Here is an 18,718-nt window from a genome sequence, read left to right on the forward strand (position 1 = left end):
CACATGCAAAGCTTAATCATTATAGCAATAAAAAAGCAGCATATCAATCACAACATGCTGCTTTTTTGTAAAACTGTTTCAAATTTTTCTTAATTAATTTTTATAGATTAGAATACACCTTTTTCAATATATTCATTTATTACAGCTTCGCTCAGTCCTACAAATTTCTCGTAAACATCAAAATTGTGCTGACCCAGTGTCGGTGCAGGAGTTCTTATTTCAGCTTTTTTGTCGCTGAATTTAATGTGGTCTCCTGTCAATGTAGTTTTTCCTGCTATAGGATGTTCAACTTCCACAAACATCTCTCTTGCTACAGCAATGTGAGGATCTTTTACAACCCTGTCTATTGTATTTATTGGTGATGATGGTACTCCTACAGCAAGCAGACTTTCTACCACTTCATCAATAGTATGCTGAGAAGACCATACTTCAATGAGTGGTTTTAATTCAGCATGGTTTTTAACCCTCAGTGCATTTGTTGCAAATCTTTCATCTGAAAGAAGTTCAGGTTGTTCCATTACTTCTGTAAGCAGTTTATACAGCTTGTCATTACCGCATGCTATGATAACATCTCCGTCTTTTGCCTTAAATGAATCATAAGGATATGCAGATTCATATCTGTTACCTATTTTTTCAGGAATTCTTCCAGTTGCCAGGTAAATTTGTGTGATTATTTCCAGTGAAGATACAACTGAGTCAACCAAAGAAACGTCAACCTTTTGTCCTTCTCCGGTTTTTATTTTGTTTACAACTGCTGCAAGAACACCGATTGTGCAGCCTAAGCCACCCAACACGTCTCCCATTGCTGTACCTGTTCTTGTTGGAGCTCCACCCGGCCAGCCTGTTGTGCTCATAAGTCCGCCCATTGCCTGTCCTATAATGTCATAACCAGCTCTTTGGCTGTATGGTCCGTAGTGCCCGAAGCCTGAAACGCATCCGTACACGATGCCAGGGTTGATTTTTTTCAAATCCTCATATCCAAGGCCTAATTTTTCCATTGTTCCCGGACGGTAGTTTTCAATAACTACATCTGCTTTTTTAACCATCTCTATGAATACTGCTTTTCCTTCAGCTGTTTTCAAATTTAATGTTACGCCCAATTTATTTCTGTTCAGGTTCATGTAGTATGCGCTTTCTCCGTTTACAAATGGTCCGAAAGCCCTGCTGTCGTCTCCCTTTTTAGGCTGTTCTATTTTATAAACTGTAGCTCCCATGTCAGCTAAAAGCATTCCGCAGTAAGGTCCTGCCAACACTCTCGTAAGGTCTAGTACAACTATTCCATCCAATAATCCTTTGCTCATAATTTCCTCCAATTAAACTTATTATATTTTTACTGAATTGCATAATTTCATAATATTTGCAGACAGTTATTGCTTATATGTTATATATAGCAATTACTGTGCCAACTTTTTGTTGCATATTATTTTAATAAAAGTTCAAAAACGTTGATATACTATGCTTAAAGTATTCCTATAAAAATATTTGTATCAATTTTTGTTTCTAATTGTTGCATTTCTTTTTTTGTAAAACAATTTGAAACATTAAAGTGCTTTGGTTGTCCTTTGCACTTTTTTTATATGATAGGAGAGAGAACTTTCCTCATCATATAAAAAAGTTGCTTCGCAACTCCGCTAGGGGGACCTATGTCCCACTTCGGCGCAAAAAATACTAACGTATTTTTTGCTGAGCACCCCCCTTGACGGCAAGGGCGTCCCGCCCTTTGCAATCCCCGTTTTTTATATACTAGGAAAGAGAACTTTCCTAGTATATAAAAAATGCGTTTCAAAGAATATGAAACGCATTTTTATTATTTATTTAATTATCCGTTGCATTGTCCTGTCTGAATATTTACAAGATGTCCGCTGAAATTACCAGTGATAATGCTTTTTTCATATTTTGCAGCTTCTATGAGCTTGTTAACATCAACACCTGTTTCATATCCCATGTCGTTCAGCATGTATGCCAAGTCTTCTGTTGCTGTGTTTCCTGATGCTCCCGGTGCAAATGGGCATCCGCCAAGTCCGCCTAAAGTTGACTGAACTTTTGTAATTCCAGATTCAATTGCTGCCAGAGTGTTTACCATTCCCATATTTCTTGTGTCATGAATATGAACCTGGAATTCTATTTCCGGGAATTCTTTCACTGCTGCCGAAACAATTTCTCTTACCTGTCTTGGATTGGCAATACCTATGGTGTCTGCCAGGGACATTTCCTTGACTCCCATGTTTGCAACTCTCTCAAGAAACTTCAGCACAACATCAGTAGAATATTTTCCTTCGAAAGGACAACCAAAGACAGTAGCTACATCTACGCATACGTTCAGATCTTTGTAATTATCCATTATTTTTTGGAGTTCAGCAAATGATTCATCATGAGTTCTGTTTATATTAGCCTTGTTGTGACTTACACTTAATGAAATAACATATGAAACTTTCCTAAGACCTGCTTCATAAGCAGATTTTGCTCCGAAAAGGTTTGGAACCAATGCGAAGAAATCATATCCGGGGTATTTTTCTGTTACTGTTTTTGTTATTTCCGCAGCATCTCTTAATTGCGGAATTGCTTTTGGACTAACAAAAGATGTGTGCTGAATGTGCTTTATTCCTGCGCCTATTAAATCGTCAATAACTTTCAGTTTCTGTTCTACGGGAATATAATCTTTTAAATTTTGAAACCCGTCTCTTGGTCCAACTTCAACTATTTGTATTTTTTTATTCATAATTTCTCCTTTATTAGAATACGCCTTTTTCAATGTATTCTTTGATTATTTCTTCGCTCAATCCAACAAAGTTTTCATAAACGTCGAAATTATGCTGCCCTAATGTTGGAGCCGGAGTTCTTATTTCAGCTTTTTTGTCACTGAATTTAATGTGGTCTCCTGTTAATGTTGTTTTTCCTGCTACCGGATGTTCAACTTCCACAAACATTTCTCTTGCTACAGCAATGTGAGGATCCTTTACAACCCTGTCTATGGTATTGATTGGTGATGATGGAACTCCTACAGCAAGAAGTTTTTCTACAATATCATCAACATTTTGTTCAACTGTCCATGCTTCAATAATCGGTTTCAAATCAGCATGGTTTTTAACTCTCAATGCATTTGTTGTAAATCTTTCATCTGTCAGAAGTTCAGGCTGTTCCATAACTTCTACCAGGAGTTTATACAGCTTGTCGTTACCGCATCCTATGATTACATCTCCGTCTTTTGACTTGAACGAATCGTAAGGATATGCTGATTCGTATCTGTTACCTATTTTTTCAGGAATTCTTCCAGTTGCCAGGTAAATTTGTGTGATTATTTCCAGTGAAGATACAACTGAGTCAACCAGTGCAACATCAACCTTTTGTCCTTCTCCGGTTTTAATTTTGTTTACAACTGCTGCAAGCACTCCGATTGTGCAGCCTAAACCGCCCAACACGTCTCCCATTGCTGTACCTGTTCTTGTTGGAGCTCCGCCCGGCCAACCTGTAGTGCTCATAAGTCCGCCCATTGCCTGTCCGATGATGTCATAACCAGCTCTTTGGCTGTATGGTCCGTAGTGTCCAAAACCTGAAACACATCCGTACACGATGCCAGGGTTGATTTTCTTCAAATCCTCGTATCCAAGACCTAATTTTTCCATTGTTCCCGGACGGTAGTTTTCAATAACTACATCTGCCTTTTTAACCATCTCTATGAAAACTGCTTTTCCTTCAGTTGTTTTCAAATTTAATGTTACGCCCATTTTATTTCTGTTCAGGTTCATGTAGTAAGCACTTTCTCCGTTTATGAACGGTCCGAAAGCTCTGCTGTCGTCTCCCTTTTTAGGCTGTTCTATTTTGTAAACTGTAGCTCCCATGTCCGCTAAAAGCATTCCGCAGTAAGGTCCTGCCAACACTCTTGTTAGGTCTAGAACTACAACCCCATCCAATAATCCTTTGCTCATTTACTTGCTCCTATAAAATATTATTTTAACTTGTTTATTTATTTTTACTAACTATCAATAACAACCATAATTTATAGAGCAGATAAATTTTTACATTTATCTGCTCATTTTTATACTATGCGCCTATACCGAATAAACCGAATACTATAGCGTACATAATTATTGGGAATACTATCAGGCATATGATTTTTAATCCAAGACCTGCTTTCATCAAGTCAGAAATTTCAAATGCTCCTGTGCTGTAAGCAATTGCATTTGGAGGTGTTGCCGGAGGAAGCATGAATGCAAAGTTAGCTGCAACCATACATACAAGCATCAGCTGTAATGGATCCATTCCTATTGCATTGGCAACCCCTGGAAGCACTGGCAGGAATGAAGCAACAACAACGGCATTTGTTGTAACTTCTGTAATAAATGCTGTAATTATGCCGACAACCATGATTATCATTATTGGTGGCATTCCGCCAAGTCCGCTTAAAGATCCAGCTATCCACTGTGCAACTCCTGCATCTGTAATGGCATTACCCATTACCATTGAGCCACCCAATAGAAGCATTGTACCCCAAGGTGCATCTGCTAAAGCTTCTTTACCGCTTAAAACATACTCGCCTTTATTGTAGTCAACAGGTATTACAACAAGAGCAATTGCTATTGCCATTGCAATAGTTTCATCAGTTGCAAACGGTACAAGACCTTTCCATAACCCGCTTGTAACCCATGCCAACACAGCAGCAGCGAATATAATAGCAGTAGCTTTTTCACCTTTGTTCATTTTTCCAAGAGCATGATACTCTTTTCTAATAACATCCACATTTATTTCATCAAGCTTGTCAACTTTGTAGAATTTAACCATAAACAGCCAAGCAAGCGGGATCATAACTATAACGAAAGGAAGACCTATCTTCATCCATTCAACGAATCCAAGCTGAACTCCTATTGTTTCTGCAATAATACCAGTTCCTGTAGGAGTGGTTGTTGTTCCTATTAATGTTCCAAGACCACCTAATGTTGCTGCAAATGGTATTGACAATACCATTGCTTTCTTGAAACCGCCTGATATTTCTTTATCCATTGTTGCTATAATTGACATGGCAACAGGCAGCATCATAGCTGTTGCTGTTGTATTTGACATCCACATTGATACAACTGCAGTTGCAAGTATAAATCCTAATACTATCATTGCTGGTTTTTTACCAACCTTCATTACTATGCCAAGTGCCATTCTTTTGTGCAGTCCCCATTTAACCATTGCAGTTGCAAGGAATCCAACACCTAAAACCAGGTATACTGTCTGATATGCATAATGTTTAAATAATGCAATGTCGTTTTGCCCCTTAGCTCCTGTTATTCCAAGCAAAGGAAATAACAAAATCGGCAATAACGCTGTTACTGGAATTGATATTGCTTCAGTCATCCAGAATACAATCATCAAACTTGATACTGCCAATACTCTTTGTCCCACAACAGATAATCCTGCAGGTGTTGGCATAATAACTAATATTGCGCAAAGAAGCACACCCACAATAAAACCAATTTTTCTTACTTTAAATTCTCCCATTTGGTCCTCCCATAATTTAATAGATTATAAATGCGTATTTATAAACTCTTGTATTCATATTTAGCATTAATTGTGCCAACTTTTTATCAAAAAATATCTTCAAGTAAATTATTGTTCAAATTTCAATACAATCTTTATATATTAAAAAAATTAAAGTATGAAAATATGTCATCCATCACTTTAATTTTTTATATACTTATTTCAATTTCAAAAGAATTGTTTCATTATGTTTCATCAAGGTTCTTTATGTAACCTTTCCATGGAACCTTGCAACATATTACAATTTAATATTGTATTGTTTCATTTTTCTCCACAATGTTGTCCTGCTTATTCCAAGAGCATCAGCTGCTTTTTGAATTGATAAGTCATTATTTTTAAGGGCACTGGTTATCTTTTCGGCTTCCCATTTGTTTAAATCATTACCCTTGACTGATGTTGTTATACAAACTTGATCTTCTTCAATAGAATCTTCATTGTTGCTAATGCTGTAATCTTTGCTGATAAAGCTGCTTACAAGCTGTTCGAAATCATATCCATTGCCGTGATATTTCATCAAGACAGAGATTCTTTCAACAAAATTTTGAAGCTCTCTTATGTTTCCATACCATTTATATGAATTGACCCTTTTCATAATGTGTTCAAACATGCTTAAAAATTTTGTTTTGTCACTTCCAAGGTACTTATCAAAGAAAAATCTTCCAAGAAGCATTACGTCACCGCCTCTTTCCCTTAATGGGGGCACCGTAAGATTCAGAACTCCAATTCTGTAATATAAATCTTCTCTGAATGACTTTGACTTCATTTCATCTATTAAATTCCTGTTAGTTGCTGTAATGACTCTTACATCAACAGGTGTTTTCACAACAGAACCAACTTTTCTTATTTCTTTTTCCTGAAGGACCCGAAGGAGCTGTGCCTGGATTTCTATTGGTATTTCACCTATTTCATCAAGAAAAATTGTTCCCTTGTGAGCAAGTTCAAACAAACCTATTTTTCCGCCCTTAATTGCTCCGGTGAATGCTCCTTCCACATATCCGAACAGCTCAGATTCCAATAGATTAGAAGATAACGATGCGCAGTTTATTGCAACAAAAGGCCCGCTTTTTCTTGAACTTGAATTGTGAATGCTTTGAGCAAACAACTCTTTTCCTGTTCCAGTCTCACCTTGAATGAGGATTGTAGAATCCGAAGAAGCATAACTTTTAGCAATTGATATTGCATTTTTTATTTCATCTGATTCACCCTTAATGTCTCTGAAGTGATACCTTGCCACAAGACCTTTTTCATGAAGGCTTCTTCTTATTTTGTTTTCATTTTCCTGAATGACCTTAACATCCTGGAATGTTGCCACAACGCCTTTTACTTTGTCATCAACTACTATGGGTATCCTGTTGGTGGATACAAGAGTTCCGTTAATGTCCATAAGCTGGTTAAGCTGTTTTTCCTTGTTGCTTATTGTGTCAAACATACTCGTGTTGTGTATGATTTCATCTATGTTTTTACCTACTGCATAACCGGGACTTGTTTTTACTATCTGTTCCGCAACAGGATTTATAACATCTACTTTTCCTTTTTCATCAACTGCAATAATAGCATCATGAGTGAAATTAAGAACCGCCTTGTACCTTTCAAGCTGAACCTTTAGTTCATTTTGTTTCTTTGATTCTTCTTTCTGCACCTGAAGTATCTGCTTTGCTGTTTCAATTGCACTTGTAATAGAAACTTCAGAGTTTTCAATAGTTATATGCTTCAAGTTGTACATTTCGGAATATTTTTGAGTCATTACTCCTCCGATTCCCAAAACCGCACCGTCAGTCAATGATTGTCGCACTATTCTTTCACAGTCCTTGTCTGTCTTGAAAGTATAATATTTTGCCTTTATATCCAGCATGCTGCAAAGACTTTTCACATCATCTGTCATTTCTCCATAAGAAAAAAAGGCTATGATTCCATTTTCATATTTTGCTACTTCAATGGATTCTATGTAATCTGACAAAATACTGTTAATCGCAACCACCGATACATTTAACTTAGATTCAATTATGGCTGAAGCAGTGCCTTTTCTGCTTATTATTACCTTTGCACCCTGTTCAACTAAATTTCTTGCTATTCTCAATGCATCATTAAGAGTATCTTCTTTTGAAATGGGAACAAACACATCAATTTCTTCATTCCGCTGTTCAATTATATTTCTCGTTTTCTGAGCAAGCTGAATGGTTGGAGCAATAAGAGATATTTCAGTTACTCTTTTGTTAAGCATGTTGATTGACTGTTCTATTTGTATCACTTGAAACATCCTTTCACTTTAATATCATTTAATAATGTTACATTTTAAATTATGATAACACAAAAACAAATAAAAATCTTTAAATTTTTATTTGTTTAATTAAAGTGCAGTATGTTACTGCATTTCACGTATGAACATATTGTCTCTTTCAAGAAGCGACTCAATTGTGTCGTATCCTAACCTCTTCAAAAGTTCCATGACATATGGATTGTCTACGGGAGTTTTGTATTGTGCTTCACTTCCGTAGTCATTTACATGCTTTGTTCCCTGCTGGGAGTCTATGATTCTTTTAGGACCGCCAACACACCCTCCGACGCATCCCATTCCTTCAAGAAAGTTTTCAGAAATTTTTCCGTCCTTTATTTCGTTAAGAAGCTCCTTGCACTGGGCAATTCCATTGGCCTGTCTTGACCTTAGAGGAATGGTTCTGCTCGGGCGCAAATAATCCAGAGTGTCTTGAATTGCTTCGCTCACTCCGCCTGTCCTTGCATAAATTCTTCCTGTCTTTGAAGAATGGTCCCTTAAGTCTTCTTCCATCTTTTCAGGTTCTATGCCTGCAATTTCAAAGATTTCTGCAACTTCCTGAAATGTGAGTACAAAATCAACTGCATCTTCTATGTCCTTCTCCCTTGCTTCTGCCTTCTTTGCTACACATGGACCTATGAAGACTGTCTTAACCTGTGGATACAGCTTCTTAATGGATCTGCCGCAGGCAACCATTGGTGAAACTGAAGGAGGCAGATGAGGAACCATTTCATTGTATATTTTCTTTATCATTGCAATCCACATGGGACAGCAGCAACTGGTCAAAAGAAAATCTTCATCTGTCTTTATGGATTTATCAAATTCAAGTGCTTCTTTCAACGTGAGAATGTCTGCAAAAAGTGCAACTTCAATCATTCCTGAAAAACCGATTTTTTTGAATGCGCTGCGCAATTTTCCCGGTGTTACTTCAGGTCCATACTGACTTGTGAAGGCGGGTGCAATCATGGCATATACAGGATGGACACCGTTGTTTATCATTTCAAAAAGCGGCAGCAGATCCTTTTTGTCTGTAAGGTTGTTCTTAATGCAGCTTTCTATGCACCTTGAGCACCCTATGCAATTATCTGTAACATATACATTGCCTTCTTCATCTCTTTTCATTGCCTTAAAATCGCAGCCTTCATCACACTTTCTTTTTTCTTCATCACTGCAGCAGCAGTCACCAATTCTCACTACTGTTCCATGTTTGTCAGGATTTAAAAGACAGTCCAGGTGGTGAGGATCAAATTCCGTAAGCTTTTTAAGTTCTTCGTCTATTTTTTTATTTATAGCAGCCTTTAATAGATGATCATAAAGGGAGTTGTAAGATTCCATAAGTTCCTCCATGTTTTTCTATTATTATGAACAAATAAAGACTAAAAATTACAGAATTAAAAAAAATAAGCCTCACAGATGTGAAGCTTTGAAGTCTAAGTTATTATTGATTTTATACATTTCATTGATTATAAGATGCCCGTTTCATATCATCAACCCTGCGGCCATATAATCCCTTTAATTTTGCCTTATGTTCATACATGCGCCTGTCAGCACATTTAAACGTTTCATAAATGCTGTTGTCTTCTTCCTTGATGTAAAAGGCGCAGCCATAAGCAAGTTCAATTTTTATGTCGTGTATATTGTTAACTTCCAAAAGAAGCTTTTCAAGTTTTATAAGAGATTCTGTAATATCTTCTTCAGAAGCACCTTCACAAAGAGCACAGAATTCATCTCCACCGATTCGATACGCCTTGCCGATTTTTTCAAAGCTTTCCTGCAGCACTGTGGCTGAAATGAGTATTGCCTTATCTCCTGCATGATGACCCTTGCTGTCGTTTATTTGTTTCAGGTCATTTAAATCAAGCACCACAACTGCAACAACGTTATCTTTATTGTCATAAATTTCCATTTCTCTTTCAAATGCTTTTCGGTTCATAATTCCGCTTATTACGTCATATTTAAACTGAAGTTCTCTAAGGAAAATATAGTATAGCAACAGAGATAATGCAACGCTTGGCCACACTATGTGAAAATCAATGAATTGAAGCTGCAGCGAAACACCCAGCACTGGCATAAAAAAGACATATTTTAAAAAGAGCATATCATCCCTATCATACTTAGAATCATTTCTCAGTATGGAAATCATAAACAATATGTAGTAAAAAAAGCCTATAACTATGGGAATTGCAAATAAACTTCCTCTGTGATATGCTGCTGCCTGATCAAAGTAAAATATCCATCCTGTTTTGTAGGTTGCAATGCTTATGACAGAATTTAGAAGCAATGGAAATGAGTAAAAAATTTTGTTGTTATTAATATCATTGTTGTATAAATACAAGAGTACAAAAGGAACTACTGGAGTAAGCAAAAATCCCACGACGTTTTCCAGCTTGTAAAGCCATATATGTTCAACATTTTGAAGGCTTTGCCCCCAAATATCCATTATTTCCAACGACAATATAATTATTGTTATAGTTGAAGCTAATATGTATATTTTTGTTTTGTAAACATCTACTACTGCATTGCGTTTAGCAAGGTTAATTGTAAAAAACAACGCAGCAATACCAATGACATCAGAACTTATTGAACCAACATTCAAATTAACTCCACCCTTTATGGTAATCAACAAAACATAAATAATTTTTGCTGATAGTATTTTCTTATTTATTATACAATTTATTTTGCATAATTTCAATCATTTATGAAATTTAATGGTAGAATTCACTTGAATTCAGCCATATTTTTCCTGTATCTGGATGGCACGAACTGAAACTGTAAATTTATATTTTTTCTTTCCTTTATGGCAAGGTCAATGAAATATTGCTTCCATAAACTTTGAATCCTTTTTTCGTCTTTTGAGTATTCAGGATTCTCAATAAATACATTTTCTTTGATTTCCCATACCCCATCAGAATATAAAACAGCTTTTTTCCTTTTTTCGTCATGAATTATGAACTTTTCATACTTGTACCTGTCAGCAAAGTGATCAGTTATTAAAATTAAAATATCATTGTCAGGGGAAAATCTTGAATACAAAATTCCTCCTATGTCAGCAAATCTCAATATGCCAAGAACTCTATGCTCCTCTCTCGAAACTTTGATGTAAGCTTCATTTATGGGAAGCACCTTTTCATGAGAGAAAAAATTCATTGTGTTTTTTCCATACTTAAAGGCAAAACTCAAGAATTCAAGTATTATATTTTCCTTATTTTCAAAATTTGAAAGAAAACAATAAAAAACATTTATGTAGGCTTCCCTTGAAATTTTATTGTTTATTGCGTTAGAAACAGTTTCTGCCTTCTCTTTATCTGTTTTTATGATTTTGTATTCATTTACAATTGATTGCTGGTAGCTTGAGGCATTATAAATTCCCGCTGCATTTTCCAACTTGTAATGGAAGTAAATGCACGTTAAAAGTCCTTCGAAAGTTCCGTCATATAAATAATCCATAGCCACCTCATATAAACTCATAAATGCTTAATTGCTTTTGTATTTCCTTGAATCTTATTTCTTCTTTTATGGCATCCGGTTCAAACTGTGTATTGCCATAATATTTACCGTTTACAGTGATAAAGTATCTTGCTCTTTTTAAAACTGTCTTCATTCTTCGCAGGGTGTCGTAGGAAAGTTCTGCATTTTTTCTTTCCCTTATAATTCTCTGGGCGCTGGTCACTCCTAGGCCGGGAACCCTTAAAAGTTCTTCGTAGGATGCCTTGTTTATTTCAACAGGAAACCTATCAAGGTTTCTTAATGCATACATCATCTTAGGATCGAATTCAAGATCCAGGTTTGGTTCGATTTCCGTGAAGAGTTCCTCTGATTTGAAATAATAAAATCTCATGAGCCAGTCTGCCTGGTAAAGCCTGTGCTCTCTTAAAAGAGGAGGCATGGAGCTTACCGCAGGAAGATTTGGTGATGTAACAACTGGAATGTATGCTGAAAAAAACACTCTTTTCATGCTGAAACGATCATAAAGATTTTGAGACACATTTAAAATTGTTCTGTCACTGTCCGGAGTTGCTCCAATTATCATCTGTGTTGACTGTCCACCAGGCACAAAGCGGGGAGCGTTCACTGAATGCTTCTTGTCCTCTATATATCTTGCTGCTTCATTTTTTATTAAATTCATTGGCTCAAGAATTTTTTCTATTTTTTTCTGGGGAGCAAGTATTTTAAGGCTTTCTCTTGTGGGAAGTTCAATATTCACACTCATTCTGTCAGCCAGTGCCCCTGTTTTTTCAACAAGAAGAGGGCTTGCTCCCGGTATTACCTTAACATGTACATATCCCCAGAAATTGTATTTGTAACGCAGAAGGTACAATACCTTGTATATATTTTCCATTGTGTGGTCAGGACTTTTTTCAACTGCAGAGCTTAAAAACAATCCTTCTATATAGTTTCTTCTGTAAAACTGAATAGTGAGCTCTGCTACTTCTTCAGGTGTGAATGTGGCTCTTTTTATGTTGTTCGTCACCTTGTTCAGGCAATATTTGCAGTCATATATGCAATCATTGGTCAAGAGAATTTTCAAAAGAGAAATGCATCTTCCGTCTGAAGACCAGGCATGACAAATTCCTGCTGCAGAGGCATTGCCTATTCCGCCTGTAGTATTGTTTTTTCTTTCAACTCCGCTTGAAACACATGAAACATCATATTTAGCAGCATCTGATAAAATTTTCAGCTTTTCAAACAAACTTTCGTCCATAGCTCACCACTTCTTTTTTCTTAAATAATATCACAGACAGTCATCATTGTCAAACATATGTTCGTTTATATGGTATAATTAAAGCAGAATTTCTTAAGTGAAATTCTGCTTTAGTTTACTTTATAGGAAGAGGAATTTTAATTGGTTCCTTTAGGAATATTTTAGGTGTAAGAGACCTCTGAAGAATTACTACTCCGCTTTCAGGATATTCAACTGTTAAATATGTTTCCATTTCAGAATCCCTTCTGGAGCTTCCTTCCGATTTTATTTCGTATGATTTTCCTTCACTGTCTTTATAATTTGGAGCAAACACCCCAAAACATTCATCATCACTGACATTGGTTGAAAAGGTCAAATCTGCCTTTTCACCGCGCCTTGAAACTTTAGACAAGCGCATGCCTTCAATTTCTGGTGAAATAATTCCCTTTTCAAGGTCAACTGTTATAAACTCCTTGTCTTTTTCAAGAAGTCGAATTCCCTTTATTATTAGATTTTGTTCCTTAGGCTCTGCAAAATAATCAGATTGGATGTAAACATTCATGTGGCTGTTAGTTTCATCATATGTTGAAGTGATTCCGTTTCTTCCTGAATACATTTGAGTTCCTTCACTTTCAACTGCCAGATCAAGTCCTTTTATCCATGCAGAATTTTCTTCGGAAAACTCAAATGACACTTCCGTTCCCGTAGGATAGACTTTCATTTCCTTAAGAGTTATTTTTTGACCCATGATTATGTGCTCTTGATTGAATTCATATTCTATGGGTTTAGCAAATTCATTGAATTCAATATTAAATGAAAAGTTTCCCACGTCTTCCATCAACGGATACTTTTCATCCTCCAAAAACTGATTTTCAAATTCCTGGTATGTTTTCCTTTTGAGAGACACATTTATTTTAATTGAATGGGGAAGAAATCCTTCTGAAAAATTATACTGCTGCATGATTAGTCCCTTTGATTTATTTTCTTCCCATGAAATGTTTGATGATGAATATCCGAATCCTTCAATTTTTTTTCCTGAAGATCCGTTTTCCATACTCGTCAGGCTTATTCCTGCCCATTGTCCTTCTGTAAGTTCAAAATCATCAGGAAGTTTAAAGAAAAGCACCAGATTTTTTTCATCTGCTATAACATAAGGAAGCATGAGTTTTTCACTGCCGTCATATGCTATGAGATTTGTTTGTTGTATATAATCATTTTCAATAGCGCTTTTTAAGCTACTGTCAAACTTCACATATTCTGCTATACTCCCTATGAGCGGTATTTCTGCAACAATTCCGGCAAATGCCGTGCTTGTGTTTACAAGCACAATAAACATTGCTGCTGCTGCAACAGAAGATATGAAACTTACAAGTGCTCTTTTTTTCCTTTTTTCCTTAAGTATTCTCATTTCAAGCCTGCGTTCCACATGTGACAATTCTTCAGGATATTCAAATGACTCTTCTATTAAATTATTCATATTTTTATCTTCCATTTGTTCTCCTTCCTATTCATTGAATTCAAGCTTCAATATTCCCAGAGCCTTCCTTGCACGGCTTGATACAGTTCCTTCGGGAATCTCAAGAATTTCCGCTGTTTCAGAAATTGTATAACCCCCAAAGTAACGAAGAACTATTACCTTGCGCAGGTTTTCCTCTAGTTTTTGCACTGCTATTTTTACAGGAAGATTAAGTTCACTGTCAAGATAGACTGCTTCCGGCATCACTTCCACCAGAGTTTCTTGTTTTTCTTTTCTCAGAATTCTGTAGCATTCATTTATCAATATTCTTGTGAGCCATGTCTTTAAATACCTTTTTTCCTTAAGTTCCCTCAGGTGCTTGTAACCCAAATAAACTGCCTCATCAACGGCATCAAGGGATTTGTTTTCATCACAAAGATATCCGTAGGCAATGCGGTACATCACTGTCTTGTATTCTGTTATAAAAGAGACATACTCTTTCTTGTCAACTGCATCTTTAAACATGCTTAATCTCCTCTCTATACATTAGAGAATCTAAGAAAGTATTTTCATTACGGAATTTAAAAATATTTTTATAAAAATAAAAGCCTTGTCTTCATGATGATGACAAACCTATTTTCCAACAAATCGTAGGGGCGGGTCTTGTGCCCGCCCGTGTTTTTAATTCAATAATTTTGTAATTTCGATAGAACAGTATCCATCCTGCATCATTGAAATCCAATGTCATCATACTGAGGCCTCAGGCCTTACTTTATTTTTAAGATTTTTCTTGTTGCTTTTACAGCAGTTTTAAACATTATGCCTTCCATTTCCCTGCTTACATTTTTGAGTTCCTTGCGTATTTCTATTTTCTGAGGGCAGTGAAGCTCGCATTTTCCGCATTCCTTGCACTGTGATGCATATGCCGGTGTTGACGACATGGCTCCTAAGGTCTGAGCATATTTCACTTTGTACATTTTGTCCTCAAGAAGATACTTTTCGTTGTAGCTTGCAAAACACCCTGGAATATTCACACCGTGAGGGCACGGCATGCAATATGCACAGGCTGTACACGGAACTTTAATTTTCTCGTTCATTATTGTTTTAACCTTATTGAACACTTCAAGTTCTTTTTCAGTAAGTGAATTTTCTCTTGCATCCCCGGCAATTCTTATATTTTCCTCAACCTGTTTTTCATCGCTCATTCCGGAAAGAACAACATTTACTTCCTTATGGTTCCATATCCACCTGAGACCCCATTCAGCAGGAGATTTATTTTTGTCACATTCTTCAAATGCCTTCATAACACTTTTAGGAAGACCTGTTACCAGCTTTCCTCCCCTTAATGGTTCCATAACAATCACCGGTATGGACATTTCATGAGCAAGCATGAGTCCTGATTTTGTGGCCTGATTGTTTTCATCAAGATAATTGTACTGAATCTGGCAGAAATCCCAGGGGTATGATTTTATTATTTGTTCAAAATCCTGTTTGCTGCCGTGAAATGAAAACCCGATGTTTCCAATTGTTCCTTCTCTTTTCAGTTCTTCAAGATATTCCATGACTCCCAGTGATTCCATTTTTTTGTACATGGCTAAGTCTGTAAGCATGTGAAGAAGGTAATAATCTATATGGTCTGTCCTGAGCCTTGTAAGCTGCGTGGATATTATTTTTTTAGCATTGTCAAGCTTGTTTACCATGTATGGAGGAAGCTTTGTTGCAATATTTACCCTATCCCTGTACCCGTCTTCCAAGGCCTTTCCAAGAAGTGATTCACTTTTTCCTGCATGATATATGTACGCCGTATCGAAATAATTAACTCCATTTTCTATGGCACTTCTTATCATGTTAATTGCTCTTGTTTCGTCAATTGCTCCTCCCTTTGTGGGAAACCTCATGCAGCCGAACCCTAGTATGGAAAGTTCGTCTCCATTTTTCTGGTTAATTTTTTTTATCATTTTTATCCTTCCTTATTTGAATTCAAACTTGAAGCTTGTTCCTGTTCCGGGCTCGCTTTCTGCTGACATTTCAACATTGTGCCTGTTAGCAATCTGTTGGGCTATGGTTAGTCCCAGCCCAGTTCCTGTTTTATTTTCTTCTGTTTTTATCCTGTAGTAACGGTTGAATATGTAAGGCATATCCTCCCTTGAAATTCCAATTCCAGTATCCCTTACCTCAACTGTATTATTCTTTAAGTTTAAATATATTATGCTGCTTTCCTTTGAAAACTTTATGGCATTGTCAATTACAATCATAAACATCTGTCTAAGCCTTCCGTAATCTCCCTTGATCATGAAAATGTCCCGGTCCTCAGCATAATCTATGATTATGTTCTTTTTCCTTGCCATGTTTGAAGCGCTTCTTACTGCATCTCTTATTACATCGCAAAGATTAATTTCATGCATTTCAATTTTAAAATCTGAATTTTGAAGCCTTGAAAGTTCCAGAAGGTCGTTTACAAGCCTTTCCAGTCCCTTGCTTTCATTAAGCATCTGCTTGTTGTATTCCTTTACCTGGTCAGGGTCTTTAACCACTCCATCGCATATGGCCTCAAGAGAGCCTCTTATTACCGTAACCGGGGTTCTTAATTCATGGGAAATGTTTGTGATAAAGTCTTGTCTTTGCTTCTGAAGTCTTTCGCTTTCATGACTTGCCTTATCAAGCCTTTCACTTAAAACATCAATTGTTGCAGCAAGCTCTCCTATTTCATCATCCTGCACAATTCCTGTCTTTGCTGTGTAATCGCCTTCAGCCAGAACAAGCGCAGTGCTTTTCATTTTCTTAAGAGGCTTTGTAAAATACATGGCAAGAAAAACAGATATTACAATTGACAAAACAAGGGCAATTGCAATGCTCATTACAAGCATTTTAAATCCTTCAAAAATAGCATCGTTCATTCCTTCAACAGGTGAATGAATTAACAGTGCTCCTATTATTTGGTTTCCTGAAACTATAGGGGTTCCCACAGTCAGTGTAGGCGTCCTAAGCATGTCGCTGAAGCCTTCGCTGAATGTTGTGCTGCCGTCAAACACGTCTTTTACAACCACATCTGCATCTTCAGGCATGTCTGAATACGTGTAGTGCATTTGTGCCATAGGGCCTATGGTCAACAAATTTAAATTTTCATCCACAATCCACACATCTGCCATTGCTATATCATCCACATTTCTGAGATATGAGCCAAGACTTCCCTGCATGTACATTCCTCCCATGCCCATGCCCATTCCCATGCCTCCGCCTTGTGTGCCGGAAAATGAAGAACCTTCCAACAGCTCCGATATGGTTTCTGCTATATTAAGAGCACGTCTTTCAATGTCATTTTTGTGAATTTCAATTGTGTTGTTTTTAAACAGGCTCATGAATATGCTGCCTATTACAACAGCAAATATGAGCAGCGCCGCTGAAAAATATATAATGAGTTTTCTTGCTATTTTATTTTTCATCTGCCTCAACCTCAAATTTATATCCTACTCCCCAAATGGTCTTTATGTCCCAATTAGCATGTTCAAATTCATCAAGCTTAGATCTGAGTCTTTTGATGTGTGAGTCCACAGTCCTGTTGTCTCCGAAATAATCGTATCCCCACAGGCTATTCAACAGGTTGTCTCTTGTAAAAACCTTGTTCCTGTTAGACACAAGAGTCCAAAGAATTTCAATTTCCTTTTTTGTTAAAGAAACATTTTTATTGTCAATTGTAACAATGTAATCATTCATATTAATTTTCAGGTTATCATAAGAAAAAAACTGATTTGCTTTTTTGTCATCAATCATTATTCTTCTCATTATTGCCCGTACCCTTGCCATAACTTCTGCCGGAGAAAAAGGTTTAACTATGTAATCATCAGCACCTATGTCAAGTCCCATAATTCTTTCGAAATCCTCTCCTCGTGCAGTAATCATTATAATGGGAACATTAGACTGCTTGCGGATTTCACGGCAAACTTCAAAACCGTCCATTTCCGGCATCATTACGTCAAGCAGAATAATATCAGGGTTGTATTTTTCAAAACTTCTTAAGGCTTCCCTCCCATTGAATGCAGATTTGACTTCAAAGCCTTCATTTTTGGCGTATTCTTCAAGTATTGACGTTATTTGTCTGTTATCATCTGCTATAAGCATTACTGACATAAAATCACCTCTGTAATATGATAAGCAATTATACCATATTATAGCATTCAATGTGTGGCAAAATTTTGTTTTTTGAGTTTCAAGTCATTAAAAATTACATAAAAACAATATAAAAAAGACACACTTTTGCCATAATTTTATTTTATAGTGACAATACAAACTAAATCCAATAACAGGAGGTAACAAAATGAAAAAACATAAAAAATCAGCAGTGGTAGTTCTGGTTGTGTTGGCTCTGTTGGCAACATCATTTACAGCCTTTGCTTACACAGTAAGTTCTCCGGCTGAAATCCTTGCAGGATTAACAGGAAAAAGCGTTGAAGAAGTAACAGATGAAAGGTATGAAACAGGATTAACTTACGGACAAATGGCTTATGATCAAGGATTGTGGGAAGAATACAATGAAAAAATGCTTGAAGACAAAAAAGCTTATTTGGATGAAAAGGTTAAAGACGGTACAATCACACAGGAACAAGCTGACGCAATATATGGAAACATGCTGTTAAGACAGGAAGACTGTACAGCTAACGGCTTCGGCGGCGGATGCGGCGGCGGAATGATGGGACTTGGCTATGGCAGCGGAAGAGGCTGCGGTGGCGGAGGAAGAGGCTTCGGCGGCGCAAGAAACTGGCAATAACAACAAAAACCTGGGTTTCCC

At 36.7% G+C, this 18,718-nt stretch carries 15 protein-coding genes; 1 reads left to right on the plus strand and 14 read right to left on the minus strand.

The features are described 5' to 3' along the window. Positions 1–107 precede the first annotated feature (107 nt). The 14 genes from LY60_RS09540 to LY60_RS09605 all read right to left on the minus strand — a co-directional run bounded on the left by LY60_RS09540 (position 108) and on the right by LY60_RS09605 (position 18,060). Positions 108–1,301 (minus strand): CaiB/BaiF CoA transferase family protein, encoded by a 1,194-nt coding sequence (locus LY60_RS09540; RefSeq protein WP_212633472.1) that lies wholly within the window; start codon positions 1,299–1,301, stop codon positions 108–110. Positions 1,302–1,819: 518 nt separating this feature from the next. Next, on the minus strand, positions 1,820–2,719 hold the full coding sequence (locus LY60_RS09545; protein ID WP_145082796.1) for a hydroxymethylglutaryl-CoA lyase: 900 nt from the start codon (positions 2,717–2,719) through the stop codon (positions 1,820–1,822). A gap of 13 nt (positions 2,720–2,732) precedes the next feature. Continuing rightward, complete coding sequence (locus LY60_RS09550) at positions 2,733–3,926, minus strand: CaiB/BaiF CoA transferase family protein (protein WP_145082798.1); 1,194 nt, start codon at positions 3,924–3,926, stop codon at positions 2,733–2,735. Positions 3,927–4,041: 115 nt separating this feature from the next. Further along, positions 4,042–5,484 carry an SLC13 family permease gene (locus tag LY60_RS09555; protein ID WP_145082800.1) on the minus strand — a complete coding sequence of 481 codons (1,443 nt, stop codon included), beginning with the start codon at positions 5,482–5,484 and terminating at the stop codon, positions 4,042–4,044. A gap of 277 nt (positions 5,485–5,761) precedes the next feature. Then, positions 5,762–7,771 carry a sigma-54-dependent Fis family transcriptional regulator gene (locus LY60_RS09560; protein WP_170226161.1) on the minus strand — a complete coding sequence of 670 codons (2,010 nt, stop codon included), beginning with the start codon at positions 7,769–7,771 and terminating at the stop codon, positions 5,762–5,764. Between the two features lie 114 nt (positions 7,772–7,885). Next, positions 7,886–9,130: a [Fe-Fe] hydrogenase large subunit C-terminal domain-containing protein gene (locus LY60_RS09565; RefSeq protein ID WP_246145408.1), complete on the minus strand. Its 1,245-nt coding sequence runs from the start codon at positions 9,128–9,130 to the stop codon at positions 7,886–7,888. 121 nt (positions 9,131–9,251) lie between these two features. After that, positions 9,252–10,391: a GGDEF domain-containing protein gene (locus LY60_RS09570; RefSeq protein WP_145082806.1), complete on the minus strand. Its 1,140-nt coding sequence runs from the start codon at positions 10,389–10,391 to the stop codon at positions 9,252–9,254. A gap of 122 nt (positions 10,392–10,513) precedes the next feature. Further along, complete coding sequence (locus tag LY60_RS09575) at positions 10,514–11,242, minus strand: TIGR03915 family putative DNA repair protein (RefSeq protein ID WP_212633473.1); 729 nt, start codon at positions 11,240–11,242, stop codon at positions 10,514–10,516. A gap of 7 nt (positions 11,243–11,249) precedes the next feature. Continuing rightward, positions 11,250–12,497 (minus strand): putative DNA modification/repair radical SAM protein, encoded by a 1,248-nt coding sequence (locus LY60_RS09580; RefSeq protein ID WP_145082809.1) that lies wholly within the window; start codon positions 12,495–12,497, stop codon positions 11,250–11,252. A gap of 115 nt (positions 12,498–12,612) precedes the next feature. After that, positions 12,613–13,968 carry a DUF4179 domain-containing protein gene (locus LY60_RS09585; RefSeq protein WP_145082811.1) on the minus strand — a complete coding sequence of 452 codons (1,356 nt, stop codon included), beginning with the start codon at positions 13,966–13,968 and terminating at the stop codon, positions 12,613–12,615. A 12-nt stretch (positions 13,969–13,980) separates the two neighbouring features. Beyond that, the gene (locus tag LY60_RS09590; RefSeq protein WP_145082814.1) at positions 13,981–14,457 is read right to left on the minus strand and encodes a sigma-70 family RNA polymerase sigma factor; all 477 of its coding nucleotides are present in this window, start codon (positions 14,455–14,457) and stop codon (positions 13,981–13,983) included. Positions 14,458–14,699: 242 nt separating this feature from the next. After that, positions 14,700–15,890: an aldo/keto reductase gene (locus LY60_RS09595; RefSeq protein WP_145082816.1), complete on the minus strand. Its 1,191-nt coding sequence runs from the start codon at positions 15,888–15,890 to the stop codon at positions 14,700–14,702. A 12-nt stretch (positions 15,891–15,902) separates the two neighbouring features. Beyond that, entirely contained in the window at positions 15,903–17,375 is a 1,473-nt protein-coding gene (locus LY60_RS09600) for a sensor histidine kinase (protein WP_145082818.1), read from the minus strand. Next, entirely contained in the window at positions 17,365–18,060 is a 696-nt protein-coding gene (locus LY60_RS09605) for a response regulator transcription factor (protein WP_145082819.1), read from the minus strand. Before LY60_RS09605 ends, LY60_RS09600 begins: the two co-directional genes overlap by 11 nt. A 187-nt stretch (positions 18,061–18,247) precedes the next feature. On the opposite strand from LY60_RS09605, the gene LY60_RS09610 reads away from it, so the two are divergent. After that, the gene (locus LY60_RS09610; protein ID WP_145082821.1) at positions 18,248–18,697 is read left to right on the plus strand and encodes a DUF2680 domain-containing protein; all 450 of its coding nucleotides are present in this window, start codon (positions 18,248–18,250) and stop codon (positions 18,695–18,697) included. The last annotated feature ends 21 nt before the right edge of the window (positions 18,698–18,718 follow it).

The sequence above is a fragment of the Sedimentibacter saalensis genome, assembly GCF_007830175.1.
In the GTDB taxonomy this organism is placed as follows: Bacteria; Bacillota; Clostridia; order Tissierellales; family Sedimentibacteraceae; genus Sedimentibacter; species Sedimentibacter saalensis.